This is a genomic window from Pseudomonas sp. p1(2021b) (assembly GCF_020151015.1).
Lineage (GTDB): Bacteria > Pseudomonadota > Gammaproteobacteria > Pseudomonadales > Pseudomonadaceae > Aquipseudomonas > Aquipseudomonas putida_K.
Genome location: NZ_CP083746.1, coordinates 4,795,523 through 4,808,162 on the forward strand (window position 1 = coordinate 4,795,523; position 12,640 = coordinate 4,808,162).

15 protein-coding genes are annotated in these 12,640 nt (G+C 65.8%); 1 reads left to right on the forward strand and 14 read right to left on the reverse strand.

Going from position 1 to position 12,640, the window contains the following annotated elements:
• Window positions 1–71: 71 nt before the first annotated feature.
• Entirely contained in the window at window positions 72–953 is an 882-nt protein-coding gene (locus tag K8374_RS22255; protein WP_084853875.1) for a LysR family transcriptional regulator, read from the reverse strand.
• A gap of 122 nt (window positions 954–1,075) precedes the next feature.
• Here K8374_RS22255 and K8374_RS22260 point away from each other — a divergent pair, with 122 nt between their 5' ends.
• Complete coding sequence (locus K8374_RS22260; protein WP_411969569.1) at window positions 1,076–2,338, forward strand: MFS transporter; 1,263 nt, start codon at window positions 1,076–1,078, stop codon at window positions 2,336–2,338.
• A gap of 56 nt (window positions 2,339–2,394) precedes the next feature.
• Here the strand turns inward: K8374_RS22260 and K8374_RS22265 are convergent, their stop codons facing one another.
• The 13 genes from K8374_RS22265 to K8374_RS22325 all read right to left on the reverse strand — a co-directional run bounded on the left by K8374_RS22265 (window position 2,395) and on the right by K8374_RS22325 (window position 12,607).
• Window positions 2,395–2,742: a YgiW/YdeI family stress tolerance OB fold protein gene (locus tag K8374_RS22265; RefSeq protein WP_196144068.1), complete on the reverse strand. Its 348-nt coding sequence runs from the start codon at window positions 2,740–2,742 to the stop codon at window positions 2,395–2,397.
• A 71-nt stretch (window positions 2,743–2,813) separates the two neighbouring features.
• Window positions 2,814–3,284: a type II secretion system protein GspM gene (gene gspM / locus K8374_RS22270; protein WP_224457227.1), complete on the reverse strand. Its 471-nt coding sequence runs from the start codon at window positions 3,282–3,284 to the stop codon at window positions 2,814–2,816.
• On the reverse strand, window positions 3,281–4,390 hold the full coding sequence (gspL, locus tag K8374_RS22275; RefSeq protein ID WP_224457228.1) for a type II secretion system protein GspL: 1,110 nt from the start codon (window positions 4,388–4,390) through the stop codon (window positions 3,281–3,283). Before gspL ends, gspM begins: the two co-directional genes overlap by 4 nt.
• Complete coding sequence (locus K8374_RS22280; RefSeq protein ID WP_224457229.1) at window positions 4,383–5,240, reverse strand: general secretion pathway protein GspK; 858 nt, start codon at window positions 5,238–5,240, stop codon at window positions 4,383–4,385. Before K8374_RS22280 ends, gspL begins: the two co-directional genes overlap by 8 nt.
• Window positions 5,237–5,830 carry a type II secretion system minor pseudopilin GspJ gene (gene gspJ, locus K8374_RS22285; protein WP_224457230.1) on the reverse strand — a complete coding sequence of 198 codons (594 nt, stop codon included), beginning with the start codon at window positions 5,828–5,830 and terminating at the stop codon, window positions 5,237–5,239. The genes K8374_RS22280 and gspJ overlap by 4 nt, the downstream gene beginning before the upstream one ends.
• Window positions 5,817–6,200, reverse strand: a complete 384-nt coding sequence (gene gspI, locus K8374_RS22290) for a type II secretion system minor pseudopilin GspI (protein WP_224457231.1) — start codon at window positions 6,198–6,200, stop codon at window positions 5,817–5,819. The genes gspJ and gspI overlap by 14 nt, the downstream gene beginning before the upstream one ends.
• Complete coding sequence (gene gspH / locus K8374_RS22295; RefSeq protein ID WP_224457232.1) at window positions 6,178–6,642, reverse strand: type II secretion system minor pseudopilin GspH; 465 nt, start codon at window positions 6,640–6,642, stop codon at window positions 6,178–6,180. The genes gspI and gspH overlap by 23 nt, the downstream gene beginning before the upstream one ends.
• Window positions 6,639–7,085, reverse strand: coding sequence for a type II secretion system major pseudopilin GspG (gene gspG, locus K8374_RS22300; protein WP_224457233.1), 447 nt, complete (start codon window positions 7,083–7,085; stop codon window positions 6,639–6,641). The genes gspH and gspG overlap by 4 nt, the downstream gene beginning before the upstream one ends.
• Before the next feature lies 1 nt (window position 7,086).
• On the reverse strand, window positions 7,087–8,292 hold the full coding sequence (gene gspF, locus K8374_RS22305) for a type II secretion system inner membrane protein GspF (RefSeq protein ID WP_224457234.1): 1,206 nt from the start codon (window positions 8,290–8,292) through the stop codon (window positions 7,087–7,089).
• 1 nt (window position 8,293) lies between these two features.
• Window positions 8,294–9,757, reverse strand: a complete 1,464-nt coding sequence (gspE, locus tag K8374_RS22310; protein ID WP_224457235.1) for a type II secretion system ATPase GspE — start codon at window positions 9,755–9,757, stop codon at window positions 8,294–8,296.
• Window positions 9,754–11,595, reverse strand: a complete 1,842-nt coding sequence (gene gspD, locus K8374_RS22315) for a type II secretion system secretin GspD (RefSeq protein WP_224457236.1) — start codon at window positions 11,593–11,595, stop codon at window positions 9,754–9,756. The genes gspE and gspD overlap by 4 nt, the downstream gene beginning before the upstream one ends.
• On the reverse strand, window positions 11,592–12,089 hold the full coding sequence (locus K8374_RS22320; protein ID WP_224457237.1) for a type II secretion system protein N: 498 nt from the start codon (window positions 12,087–12,089) through the stop codon (window positions 11,592–11,594). The genes gspD and K8374_RS22320 overlap by 4 nt, the downstream gene beginning before the upstream one ends.
• 5 nt (window positions 12,090–12,094) lie before the next feature.
• Window positions 12,095–12,607, reverse strand: coding sequence for a cytochrome b (locus tag K8374_RS22325; RefSeq protein WP_224457238.1), 513 nt, complete (start codon window positions 12,605–12,607; stop codon window positions 12,095–12,097).
• Window positions 12,608–12,640: the final 33 nt, after the last annotated feature.

The following is a 12,640-nucleotide window of genomic DNA, read 5'->3' on the forward strand; positions in this document are numbered from 1 at the left end:
GAAATCGAGCGCCGCCCGCGCGGCGCTCGATCCCACAGACACCGAAGCCGCCACGGCGAACGCCAGTGCCCCTACCGGGTCAACAACTCGGCGAACGCCCTGGCCATGGCCGAGCCTGCCGCCTGCCGCTGGACCAGCCACACCGCTGTCGTCGCGCCCTCGTCCAGCAGGGTCCGGTACACCACGCCATCGATACGCATGCGCTGGAACGACGCCGGCAACACCGACACGCCCAACCCCGCCGACACCAGGCCGATGATGGTCATCGCCTCGCCCGCTTCCTGGGCGAAATGCGGGCTGAACCCGGCCTGGCGCGCCAGGCTCAGCAATTGTGCATGCAACCCGCTGCCGTAGCTGCGCGGGAAGAACACGAAGGGCTCGTTGGCCAGGGCCTGCATGTACACCCCCTGTTCGCTGCCCTGGGCCAAAGGGTGGGAGGCATGGATCACCGCCACCAGCGGCTCGCTGAACAGTTCGGTAGCCACCAGCCCTTCGGGCAACGCCATCGGGCGCATCAGGCCAACCTCGATGGTTTCGTCGAACACCGCGTCGGCCACGTCACGGCTGCTCATCTCGCGCAGGTTCAGGTGCACCGCGGGAAAGCGCTGGCGAAAGGCATGCAGCGCCTTGGGGATCCTCGAAGTGAACGGCGCCGAAGAGGTGAAGCCGATCTTCATCTCGCCCAGCTCACCCAACTGCGCACGCCGGGCAACGTCCGCAGCCTTTTCCACCTGGGCCAGGACTTGGCGCGCTTCGTCGAGAAACAGGCGCCCGGCCTCGCTCAACTCGACCCGACGGTTGGTGCGCTCGAACAGGCGCGCGCCCAGTTCCTGCTCCAGGGCCTGGATCTGCTGACTCAATGGCGGTTGTGAAATGCCCAGCTGCTGGGCAGCACGACCGAAGTGCAGTTCTTCAGCTACAGCGATGAAATACCGCAGATGACGCAATTCCATGATCGGCCCCAAACAAGTCGCAGAACGTCTTAAACAGGTCGAACAATATATTGGATGTATTCATTAGCCAGCTATATGATTTTTTGCAACGCAACACCGGCCCAGCGCCCGAGGTACTCTCCGTGAAATCCGTCGTCGCCCCGCTTTCCCTCGACCCCGAGCCTGCCACGCCTGCCCCGAACGACGCCTGGATCGAAAAAGGCACGCCCGCCTTCATGAAAACCGTGCTGGCGTTGTTCAGCGGTGGCTTTGCCACCTTCGCGCTGTTGTACTGCGTGCAGCCGATGATGCCGCTGCTGTCCCATGAGTTTTCCATCAACGCGGCACAGAGCAGCCTGGTGCTCTCGGTGTCCACCGCCATGTTGGCTTTCGGTCTGCTGGTCACCGGGCCGATTTCCGACCGTATCGGCCGCAAGCCGGTCATGGTCTGCGCCTTGCTCTGCGCCGCCCTGGCAACCTTGGCCAGCGCGGTGATGCCGACCTGGGAGCTGGTACTGGCCACCCGGGCACTGGTGGGGCTGGCCTTGAGTGGCCTGGCCGCCGTGGCCATGACTTACCTGAGCGAAGAAATCCATCCACAGCACATCGGCCTGGCCATGGGCCTGTACATCGGTGGCAATGCCATCGGTGGCATGAGCGGGCGCCTGATCAGCGGTGTGCTGATCGACTTCGTCAGCTGGCACACTGCGATGCTGGCCATCGGCGGCCTGGCCCTGGTGGCGGCGTTGGTGTTCTGGAAGGTGCTGCCCGAATCCCGCAATTTCCGTCCCCAGCCCATGAACCCTCGCAGCCTGCTGGACGGCTTCGCCATGCATTTTCGTGATGCCGGCCTGCCCTGGCTGTTCCTCGAGGCCTTCCTGCTGATGGGCGCCTTCGTCACCTTGTTCAACTACATCGGCTATCGCCTGCTGGCAGGGCCCTACCACATGAACCAAGCCTTGGTGGGCCTGCTATCGGTGGTGTACCTATCGGGCATCTACAGCTCCGCCCAGGTGGGCGCGCTGGCGGACAAACTGGGCCGGCGCAAGGTGTTCTGGGCGAGCATCCTGGTGATGGCCGGCGGCTTGTTGCTGACCTTGGCCAACCCGCTCACGGTGGTGATTCTGGGCATGCTGGTATTCACCTTCGGCTTCTTCGGCGCACACTCGGTGGCCAGCAGCTGGATCGGCCGCCGAGCGTTGAAGGCCAAGGGGCAGGCATCGTCGCTGTACCTGTTCTGCTATTACGCAGGTTCCAGCGTGGCCGGGACGGCGGGCGGAGTGTTCTGGCACCAGGCCGGGTGGAACGGCATCGGGCTGTTCATCGGCAGCCTGCTGGCGGTGGCGTTGCTAGTGGCGTTGCACCTGAGCAGGTTGCCGCCGAAGTCTTCCACACCATCGATGTAGGAGCGGCCTTGTGCCGCGAAAGGGCCGCAAAGCGGCCCCAGGGTTGCGCCGTTTCGTCAGTTGACGATCTCGACGATGTCCACATCCACTTCACGGCTCATCAGGTGCTTCTCCACCTCGCCGGTGAGCTTGACCTTGGTCTTGTCGTTGAACGGCGTCTGCGGCAGGTCTTCGTCATCGATCTCGACGGTGATGGTGCCAGTGTTGTCCTTGAACTCGTACTTGTCGTCGTTGTTGATCTTCTTGGTCACGTAGCCTTGCAGCACCACCGGGGTGTCGTCGGCGGCATCGTTGGCGGCGGCGACGGTGGTCACCGACTGGGCGCCGGGGCCGGTGTAGCCGGCTGCCAGGGCGGCAGTGCTGAACAATGGGGCGAGGATCAGAGCGAGGTAACGAGCTTTCATGGTGTCAGGTCCTGTTGGGGTTTCGATGGGAACAGCCTACCGAAGCTGGCTGAAGCGAAGCTTAATCAGCCTCATGCCTCGTCCAGTTCCAGACTGACCCTGGCCTGGAGCTGGTCGTCCATGACCTGCAATTGCATGTCCCGTACCCGGCCGCCTTCACGCTCAAGCGCATGCAGCCATGCAAACATCACGGCCGGCGAGCCTTCGAAGCTGACATCGACCTGCTGGGCCCTGGCCTCAAGGCCGATGATGCGCACGCCCGCCGCCTGGGCCCGCTCGCTCAGCCTGGCCGGTGTCAACACCTGGACGGCCTCCTGCTTCCGGGCGGGCCCAGCCGATACCCGCTGCAGATGGGCGGCCAGCGCCTGTTCTCGGGCCAGCGCCTGTTCAGCCTGCTGCAGACGTGCCTGGCCTGGTACCCAAGCCAGCTGCCACAACGCAACCAAGGCCAACGCCCATAGGGCGATGGCGATCGTCATCCGTCGCTCGCCCGGTATCTGTCGCCATTGGCGCACCAAGGCATGTTCGCGCCATTGCATCATCGTGCTGCCCTCCAGGTCAGCGTGGCCCGCACACCCTGTTCGTCCTGGCGGGCCTGATCCATCGATACCGCCGGAACGCGTTGGCGAAGGCGCTCGAGGTCGTCGAACCCTTGCGCCAGCACCTCCACGCGCCAGCCTTCGGCGGCGCTCAGCGTCGCCTGGGTAACGGTTACGTTTCCGGTTTCGACCAACTGCTCGCCGAGCGACGCCAGCCCTTCGATAGCCGTTGTCGGTTGCGGGCGGTATTCGAGTGCCCGTATCTGGCTGGCGAGATCCGCGCTGAGAGGCTGTTCGGGCGCCCAACGTTGAAAGGCCTGGCGGCTTTCCGCCTGCAGCTGTGCCGTACGCTGCAGCAGCCAGCCGGCGCGCAGGTAATCGGCCACGCACACCATCGCGAACGCCATCACCCCCCCAACCGCCAGGGCACGCCAGGGCGCGCTCGCACGGCGCCGTCGATAGGCGCCCTGGAGCAGGTCGATGGCCTGCCCGCGGCCTTGCCTGAGCGTGTCGAAGGCACAGGGGATCGATTGGGTACGCCGGGCAAGCCCTGCAGGCTGCGTTTCGGCCAGCCACGCCATGGCCGGCAGCTTTTGCGCCAGCACCTCGGCGACCTGGGGGGCGGCAGCCAACCGTGGCACCCCGGTACCGCCAATCAACCAACGCCCCTCGACCCACAACGCGCACGCGGGTTCGCCACACAGCAGGTCAGCATCGACATGCAGGGCAAGCGGCTCGATACCCTGTGCCTGCAGCAGGGCCAGCAGGCTGTCCATGGCCTCTCGGTCAATCACAAGCCCCCGACGGAGCCCCTGCTCGTTCGCTGGGCCGAAGGCCAGGTGCACGCTCTCCAGCGGTGCTGCCAGTTGGTCCTCGGCGGCGAAGGCCAAGGTATCGGGCTTGGGCCGCCGGCCTGGCAGCGGGCCGACTTCGCAGCTGCCGACCATTTCCATCGGCACCACCACCACGGCCGCGCCACTCAGGATCGACGCCACTTCACCCATGCAGGAGCGGTGCAGCTCACCAGCGGCCGTTCGCACCCACACGGGCCACTGCGTATCGATCGCCCCTGTTCCCGCGGGCAGCAGGTACAACCAATTGTCACTCATCCGGCATTTGCTCCCGCACTGCAGAAAATACACGTCGCACCACCCGAACCCGGTGCGTGTTCAGATCGATTTCCAGGTCGCTGTACAGGTACATCCGCCTGCCACCGAGCTCCACCTGCACCTCGAGTCGAAACCACTGGCTGCTCACCGTCAGCCCACGGCTGGTGATGCCAAGGCCATCCACCTGTGGCAGGGCCAGGAACTGGTCGACCCGGGTGAAGCCTTCCTCGGGCCGTTCAGCCACCAACTGATGGGCAACCGCCGGCGACAGCCCCTCCAGCGCAGCCAAGACCTGTGCCGGGGCGGTATTGATGTTGAGCCGGGCCTCCTTGGGCAACGCAACGACCCAGGGTTTCAGGCGGTCCATCACCTCGGCGGACACACCCGGCAACGCGCGTAGCTGGGTGATGTCGAGCAGCGGCTGCCCCATCAGGCTGTCCAGCACAGGAGGTTCGACCTGCAACCAATGGCAAAGGCGTTCCCAGCGTTCGAGCAATATCGGGTCAGGCGTCTTGAGTGCCAGCAATGCACCCAGGTTGTATCGCGCCGAGAGGTCCGACACCTGCGTGCGTACCCGCCCCTCACCCAGGGCGAACGCCTGGGGCCGGGCCCAAGGCTGACCGCCATGGGTCACCTGCACCACCTCGGCCACCCCCTGGCGCAACTGCGCCAGGACCTTGCGCTCCGCGCCATGGGCCAGCTGCAACAAACGTGTAGCGTCGACTTGCTGGGTGACACCACCCAGCAGCAGTCGGTGGCTGCGCAACATGCCGGCGACCAGCAACGACAACAGCGCCATGATCAGCAGCACCGTGACCAGCGCCAGCCCCTTTTGCCGCTGCCGGTTCATTGGCTGGCCCCCGCCAGGGGCAGCACACGTCGCACTTGCCCGAAACGCTGCGTCGACAAAATGATTTCCAATGCTTGCGGCGGTGTCGGCCTGCGCTGCGCGAAGGGCCATTGCGCCTGCCAGCCGACCCCGGGCACATACACGCGCCAGCGCAGCTCGACGATACCGTCGAGCAGACGCTGGGGAAGACCTAGGCCTTGCTCCAAGGTATTGCGCCGCCGCCAGAGCACACCATCCTCCAACCAGTAATCGACCAGCCTCACGTCGCTGCGTGGCAAGGGTTGGCTGTCCTGGGTGCCGGCGAGCAACCAGCCCATACGCTGCTGCTCCAGCGTGAGGCCATAGCCGCTCTTGTTCAGGCTCCCAGGCAGGTACGCTTGCAGTGCATCCCGTTGCACCAGGCTCATTGCCCGACCCAACGCGCGCACGGCTTCGGCCTGGTCCTGGCGCTTGGCATCGGCACGCACCAGCACATCGAGCAGACGCCCGGTGCCGACCGCCAACAGCGCGAAGATGGCGATGGCCAACAGCAATTCGATCAGGGTGAAACCCTGCTGGCGGTGCACCTTGCCCGCTTCATTCGGCAGCATCGGCGCCCTCCATCCACCCGCTGGCCTGGTGCAGCACCTGGCCATCCGCGGTGAGACCCACACGCACATGGACTTCCACCAGGCCATGCCCCGCCAGGCGGCGACGGGTCTCGACCAGCGTCCAGCGGCGTCGGTCGTAGGTCACCGCCAGCGTGCGCTGCCCAGCCGGCTGCGTCGGCTGTAAGCGCAGCTCGGTCAGGTGGTTATCGGCGATCCAGCTGGCGAACAGGCGGTCCTGCAAACCCTGCGACTGCATCAGCACATGCCGGGTAGCGGTGCTCACGGCCACCGCCAGGACGGCGAAGATCGCCAGCGCCACCAGGACTTCCAGCAAGGTGAATCCGCGCTCACGGCGCGAGCGTGGGGTCATTGAGTCCATCGCTCGATACCCTCGCCAGGCGTCTGTCCATCGCCATGAAATACAACCCAAACGGCGTGTGCTCGTCATTGCTGGAAATCACCAGTTGCGGGGCGTCGCCGCGTACGGGGATCGATACCGGCCCGCCATCGATCGTCAGGCGCAGCGCCAGCTCGATCGCCTGGCGCTGGCCCGCAGCTTCCCACCCTTGCCCGGCTGCCCTGAGCACTTGGTAGCCCTGGGGATCGACGCGAATACCCAAGGTGCGCCCCTCCAGCACCGCCTGTTGCCGCGCATGCTGCAGCACCTGCAGGAAAAGGCTGGCTTCCTGGCTGGCCACTCGCTGGGGGTCACGCCCGAACCTCAACCCGGCCATCCCCATGACGATCCCCAGCAGTGCGATGACCACCAGCAGTTCCAACAGGGTAAAGCCCTGGGCGCGGCGCCGTTTCATTCAGACCAGTTACCGATTTCGGCATCCATGCCCTCACCGCCTGGCTGGCCATCGGCCCCCAGGGAGTACAGGTCATAGCCTTGGTTCGAGCGTGTACCGGGGCTCATGTACTGATAAGGCGAGCCCCACGGGTCGGTAGGCGTGCTCTTGAGGTAGCCCTGGGCATTCCACTGACGCGGCAACGGCGCCACGGTGGGACGTTTGACCAGGGCGTCGAGGCCCTGGGCAGTGCTTGGGTAGCGGCCGTTGTCCAGCCGGTAGATTTCCAGGGCGGTGGAAATCGACTGGATGTCGGTACGGGCCGCGGTGAGCTTGGCGTGGTCCGGACGGCTCATCACGTTGGGCAGCACCAGCGCGCCCAGCACGCCAAGGATGATGACCACCACCATGATTTCGATAAGGGTGAAGCCGCGTTGTGCACGGCGCGCGGAACGAATGGACATATCAATTGACCAGTTGGTTGAGGTTGAGGATCGGCAACAGGATGGCGAGCACGATGAACAACACGATGCCGCCCATCACCAGCAGCATCAGGGGTTCGCAAAGGCTCACCAGCAGGGATATCCGCCCCGCCAGCTGCTTGCCTTGAAGGTCGGCGGCACGTTCGAGCATGGTGTCCAGCTCGCCGGCGCGCTCGCCGCTGGCGATCATGTGCAGCATCAGGGGCGGCAAGGTCTCGCTACGCGCCAGGCAGTTGGCCAGCGTGGCGCCTTCGCCAAGCTCGCGGGCGGCCTCCAGCAAGCGCTCGCGCAGTACCAGGTTGCCGATGACACCGGCACCGATGTGCATGGCTTCGACCAGGGCGACACCGCTGCGGCCGAGGATCGCCAAGGTGCTGATGAAACGCGCCGCTTCGCTGGCGCGAACGAACTCGCCGTATGCCGGCAGGCGCAACGACACACCATGCCATTTCCGGCGCCGGGCGGGATCGCGCAAGGCCCAGTACACTGCCGCAGCCGCTGCCGCCAAGGCTGCAACGCCCAGCCCCCCGTAGTGGTTGGTGGCGTCGCTGAGCGCAATCAGTACCTGGGTCGCCATGGGTAGTTGGGCCTGATCCCGGGCAAACGCCTGCACCACATCCGGCACCACATAGCCCAGCAGAAAGCCCACCACCAGCAACGAGACCACCAGCAGGATCACTGGGTACACCATCGCCAGCTGGACCTTCTGGCGCAGGGCCTGCTGGTTCTCGCCATGTTCGGCCAGGCGGTCGAGCACCCCGGCCAGGTGGCCGGAGCGCTCCGCCGCGGCGACAGTGGCCCGGTAGACCATGGGAAACGCCTGTGGATAAGTCCCAAGCGCTTGCGCCAGGGCGTGGCCTTCGGCGACGCGCTCAGCCACGCCGCGCAGCACTTGCCGCACTTGGCGTTGAGTGGTTTGCGCGGCGACAGCCTGCAAGGCTTCGGTCAGCGGCACGCCCGCATGCAGCAAGGTCGCCAGTTGCCGGGTCAGCAGCGAGCGCCGGGCAAGGCTCAGGTGGTTGCGCGTCAGCAAGCCATTGAACGGCGATTCCCGTACAGGTTCGACCTGCAGCACCAGCAGCCCCTGGTCGCGCAGGGCCTTCCGGGCCTGGCGCGCGCCCGGCGCTTCCAATGTACCCCGTTGGCGGGCGCCGCGGGCATCCTGGGCCTGATAGCGAAACAACGCCATGTCAGTCGTGCCCCGTCACGCGCAGCAGTTCTTCCACGCTGGTCTGCCCTTGGCGGACACGCTCGACACCGTGTTGGAACAGGCTGGGCGTGTCCTGGCGAATCAGCTCGAGCATCTGTGCCTGGGACGCGCGCGAATGGATCGCCTGCGCCAGCGGCGGCTCGACCACCACCATTTCATGCAAGGCCAGGCGGCCGCTGTAACCCTGCTGGCATTCGCTGCACCCTTGGGCCTTGTAGACCACCGCAGGCCGTTCGGCGGGGTGCCCCAGCGCGCTGGCAATGGCATCGTCCACCTCGCAGGCGACCTTGCAGTGCGGGCAGAGCTCGCGCACCAGGCGCTGGGCCATGACCCCGGCCAGCGACGAGGCGAGCAGGCAGGTGTCGATGCCCATGTCCGCCAGGCGCGTGATGGCGCCCAACGCGCTGTTGGTGTGCAGGGTGGACAGCACCAGGTGCCCGGTCAGCGAGGCCTGGACGGCGATGTCGGCGGTTTCCCGGTCGCGGATCTCACCGACCATGACCACGTCCGGGTCCTGGCGCAGGATGGCGCGCAGGCCACGGGCGAAGGTCATGTCGACCTTGGTGTTGACCTGGGTCTGGCCGATCCCGGGCAGGTGGTATTCGATCGGGTCTTCCACCGTGAGGATGTTGCGCGACACCTGGTTGAGGTGGGACAGCGCCGTGTACAGCGTGGTGGTCTTGCCGGAGCCGGTAGGGCCGGTGACCAGGAAGATGCCGTGGGGTTTTTCCAGCACGCGCAAGAAGCCCGTGCGCACCGAACCTGCCATGTGCATATGGTCGATATCCAGGCGCACCGCCTGCTTGTCCAGCAGGCGCAGTACCACCCGTTCACCATGGGCCGCCGGCAGGGTCGAGACCCGCACATCGACCTCATGACCGGCCAGGCGCAGGCTGATCCGGCCATCCTGGGGCACGCGTTTCTCGGCGATGTCCAGGCGCGCCATGACCTTGATGCGCGAAACCAGCAACGCCGAAAGCGCCCGCGGCGGCGCCAGCACTTCGCGCATCACGCCGTCGATACGCATGCGCACCCGCAGTTGCTGTTCGAAGGTTTCCAGGTGGATATCCGAGGCCCTGGAGCGGACGGCCTCGCTGAGCAGGGCATTGAGCAGGCGAATGATCGGTGCATCGTCCTGCTGGTCGAGCAGGTCGCAGGTCTGTGGCAGGGCTTCGGCCAGGCGGGACAGGTCGATTTCCTGGTCCAGGCCCTGTACCACCGCCTGCGCCGCGTCCTGGCTGCCGCCATAGCAACTGGCCAGGCGCTCGGCAAAGCTGGCGTCATCCACCTGGCGCAGCGGCCAGGCACTGCCCACCAAGCGGCAGGCCTCGGCCATGGCGGCCAGCGATGCATCCTCGCGCATCAGCAAGGCAGGTTCGTCCGCCTGCTGGTCGAGCAGGATGCCGTGGCGCCGGGCGAAGCTGAACGGCAGGCTGGCAGTCATCGACGGCCGCCTTGGTTGTCAGGTAGGCGCTGGGCCTCGAACAGCTTCTGGGCATCCTCAGGCAGCACCGAGTCGTCCACCGCACGAACGTTTTCGTAGGCGCGTCGTCCTGCCTGGACCAGCTCGGCCTGGCTACGCAGGATGGTGGGGCGCAGGAAGACCATCAGGTTGGTCTTTTCCTGGACATCCCGGTTCCAGCGGAACAGGCCACCCACCCAGGGGATACGGCTGAGCAACGGCACACCACGCTGCTCTTTTCGTACGCTGTCCTTGATCAGGCCACCGATCACGATGATCTCACCATCCGCGGCGAGGATGGTGCTCTTGAGCGTGCGCTTGTTGGTGATCAGGTCGTTTTCCAGCGTGCTGGGGGCGAGCTCCGAACTTTCCTGTTCGACCTCCAGGCGCAAGGTCCGGCCTTCGTTGATATGTGGACGCACCTTCAGGCTGATACCGATGTCCTTGCGCTCGACGGTGGTGAACGGGTTGTCCGCGCCACTGCCGGTAGTGGTATAGGAGCCAGTCTTGAACGGCACGTTCTGGCCGACGAGGATCTGCGCCTCCTGGTTGTCGAGGGTCAGCAGGCTGGGGGTGGACAGCAGGTTGCTGCGGGTATTGCTGGCCAGGGCCGACACCAGCAGGCCGAAGCGATCCGAGCCGATGGCCACGGCAGCACCCGCCGGGACCGACTTGCCCTCGCCGAGCAGATCGGCCAGCGAAGCGCCGCTGTCGGGGAAGGTGATGCCCCCCTTCAGGCCGCCCTTGTCGATGCCCCATTGCAGGCCGAGGGCCTCGTTGATGTCACCGCTGACTTCGACGATGGCCGCATGGATCAACACCTGGGCCCGCGGTTGGTCCAGTTGTTCGATGATCTGCTCGACACTGCCCAGGGTCTGGGGTTCGCCCAACAGCACCAAGGCGTTCTGGTTGGCATCGGCCTTGACCATGGCTTCACCGCTGAGCGCCTCGCCCAGGCCGTCGCCGCTCGGCTTGCCATCCAGGCGCTTGCCCACATCGCCCAGCACCTCGGCCAGTTGCTCGGCATTGCTGTGCTGCAACCGGACCACGCGCCAGTTCTGCGAGGCGGTAGGCGCCGGAACGTCCAGCGAGCGGCTCAACTGCGCCAGGCGCTGACGCGACTTGACGGGCCCGAGGATGAGCAAGCGGTTGCCTGGCAGGTCGGCCAGCACCCGCACGCCGCTCTCCGGGCCACCGGCGGCCCCTTCCACCACGGCCAGCACGTCGCTGGCCTGGGCCTTGTGTAGGGTCACCAGTTCATAGTCATGCCGCTGGCCGCTGTCGAGCTGCAGCACCAGGTCTTCCAGGCGGTCCAGGTTGGCGGCCGAGTCGGTGACTACCAAGGCATTGGCCGAACTGGAGGGGCCGATATAGCCATTGCTGGAGACCAACGGGCGCAGCAGCCCTGCCAGGTCCGATGCGGTACTGCCGGACAGGGACAGTACGCGTGTCGTGAAGGCGGCCGGAATGGCCTCGACCTGCTGGTTGGCCCAGGCCTTGGCCTCGCTGGCCGGCAGCACCAGCAGCCGGTCACCGTCGTTCACGGCGGCGAAGCCTTGGGCGTTGAGCACCGAGTAGAACAGCCGACGTATGCCCTCGCGGTCGAGCGCTTCACTCGACAGCACGGTTATCCGCCCTTGCACGCGTGGGTCGAGGATGATCGTCTGGTCGAGGATCGTGCCCACCTCGCGCACCACGTCACGAACGTCGGCATCGCTCATCGCCAGTTGCCAGGTAGGCGCCTCGGCCAGCGCCAGCGAGCAGCTCAGGGTCAGGCACGCACCGAACGAAGCGGCGCGAAGGTATCGCTTGAAAGTCATGGCACCTCCCGCAGCAGGCGGGGTGAAGATTGGGGAGCCGAAACAGGGCCTATGGCTCTGTCGGAAGGTTGGAAGACAGAGGCGTTGCCGGGCGAGAGCGACACGACCTCCTCGCGGCCGTTGACCCATAGCACGATGGCACGCACGTCGATGCGCCGCAGTACGCCACCACCCGGCAGACGGTCGCCGACCCGATAGAGGCCATCGCCGCTGGCGGTCTTCACCAGTGCGCGGGCATCGCCCTGGCTGGAGACGAAGCAGGCCTTGAGGGTGATATCCGCTCGGCTCGACTGGGGCTGGCCGGGTGCCTGGAAACCGAACGCCAGCGCCAAGGTGGCGACAGGCAACGGTTTCTCCACCGCCGACGCCGGGGCCATGGGCTGCGCCGGGATGGCCGCACCTGGCAGCATCGGGTTGGCCAGTTCGCGCCAGGTCAGCAGGACACCCATGGCCAGCACCATGGCGACCCAAGGCAGATGCGCGGAAAGCTTCATCGGGTTCAGGGCAGCATCCGCCGAAGCACGCGCCGCCCGCACAGCTCATGCAGCACCACGGCGGCGATGTGCATCGCCACGCCCAGGGCAAGCAGCAGGCAGGATGCGATGTGGAAGTTGAACCAGACCCGGTGCCAGAACGGATCGCTCAGTACAGGGGGGACAGCGAACCAGCCGAAGACCTCGATGTCGCGATCCATCATCAGCACGCCGGACAACAATACGGCGGCAATGGTCCAGTACAGGGCTTCGTGCACGACATGGGCGATACGGCGATTGCGGGGGTCGTCATGGAGGCTCTTCGGCACAGGCTTGATCACGCGCAGCCACCAACGAACCAGAAAGACCGGGATGAACAGCGTGGTCAGGGCGACATTGAAGAACGCGACCCAATGGAAGGTGGGAGCGCCAACATCGAGGTGCGCGACAGCGAAGCCGCTGATCAACACCCAGAGGATGACCACGGCAGAGATCCAGTGCAGGATGATCTGCTGCCAGCAATACTTTTGTGCTCGCATAGGCATTACCGCGACGAAACCGAGCACCCCGTT

What these genes read in the sequence shown, in the direction of transcription:
- K8374_RS22255 (WP_084853875.1), bottom strand. Translation starts at nt 953, where the DNA reads ATGGAATTGCGTCATCTGCGGTATTTCATCGCTGTAGCTGAAGAACTG.
- K8374_RS22265 (WP_196144068.1), bottom strand. Translation starts at nt 2,742, where the DNA reads ATGAAAGCTCGTTACCTCGCTCTGATCCTCGCCCCATTGTTCAGCACT.
- gspM (WP_224457227.1), bottom strand. Translation starts at nt 3,284, where the DNA reads ATGATGCAATGGCGCGAACATGCCTTGGTGCGCCAATGGCGACAGATA.
- gspL (WP_224457228.1), bottom strand. Translation starts at nt 4,390, where the DNA reads ATGAGTGACAATTGGTTGTACCTGCTGCCCGCGGGAACAGGGGCGATC.
- K8374_RS22280 (WP_224457229.1), bottom strand. Translation starts at nt 5,240, where the DNA reads ATGAACCGGCAGCGGCAAAAGGGGCTGGCGCTGGTCACGGTGCTGCTG.
- gspJ (WP_224457230.1), bottom strand. Translation starts at nt 5,830, where the DNA reads ATGCTGCCGAATGAAGCGGGCAAGGTGCACCGCCAGCAGGGTTTCACC.
- gspI (WP_224457231.1), bottom strand. Translation starts at nt 6,200, where the DNA reads ATGACCCCACGCTCGCGCCGTGAGCGCGGATTCACCTTGCTGGAAGTC.
- gspH (WP_224457232.1), bottom strand. Translation starts at nt 6,642, where the DNA reads ATGAAACGGCGCCGCGCCCAGGGCTTTACCCTGTTGGAACTGCTGGTG.
- gspG (WP_224457233.1), bottom strand. Translation starts at nt 7,085, where the DNA reads ATGTCCATTCGTTCCGCGCGCCGTGCACAACGCGGCTTCACCCTTATC.
- gspF (WP_224457234.1), bottom strand. Translation starts at nt 8,292, where the DNA reads ATGGCGTTGTTTCGCTATCAGGCCCAGGATGCCCGCGGCGCCCGCCAA.
- gspE (WP_224457235.1), bottom strand. Translation starts at nt 9,757, where the DNA reads ATGACTGCCAGCCTGCCGTTCAGCTTCGCCCGGCGCCACGGCATCCTG.
- gspD (WP_224457236.1), bottom strand. Translation starts at nt 11,595, where the DNA reads ATGACTTTCAAGCGATACCTTCGCGCCGCTTCGTTCGGTGCGTGCCTG.
- K8374_RS22320 (WP_224457237.1), bottom strand. Translation starts at nt 12,089, where the DNA reads ATGAAGCTTTCCGCGCATCTGCCTTGGGTCGCCATGGTGCTGGCCATG.
- K8374_RS22325 (WP_224457238.1), bottom strand. Translation starts at nt 12,607, where the DNA reads ATGCGAGCACAAAAGTATTGCTGGCAGCAGATCATCCTGCACTGGATC.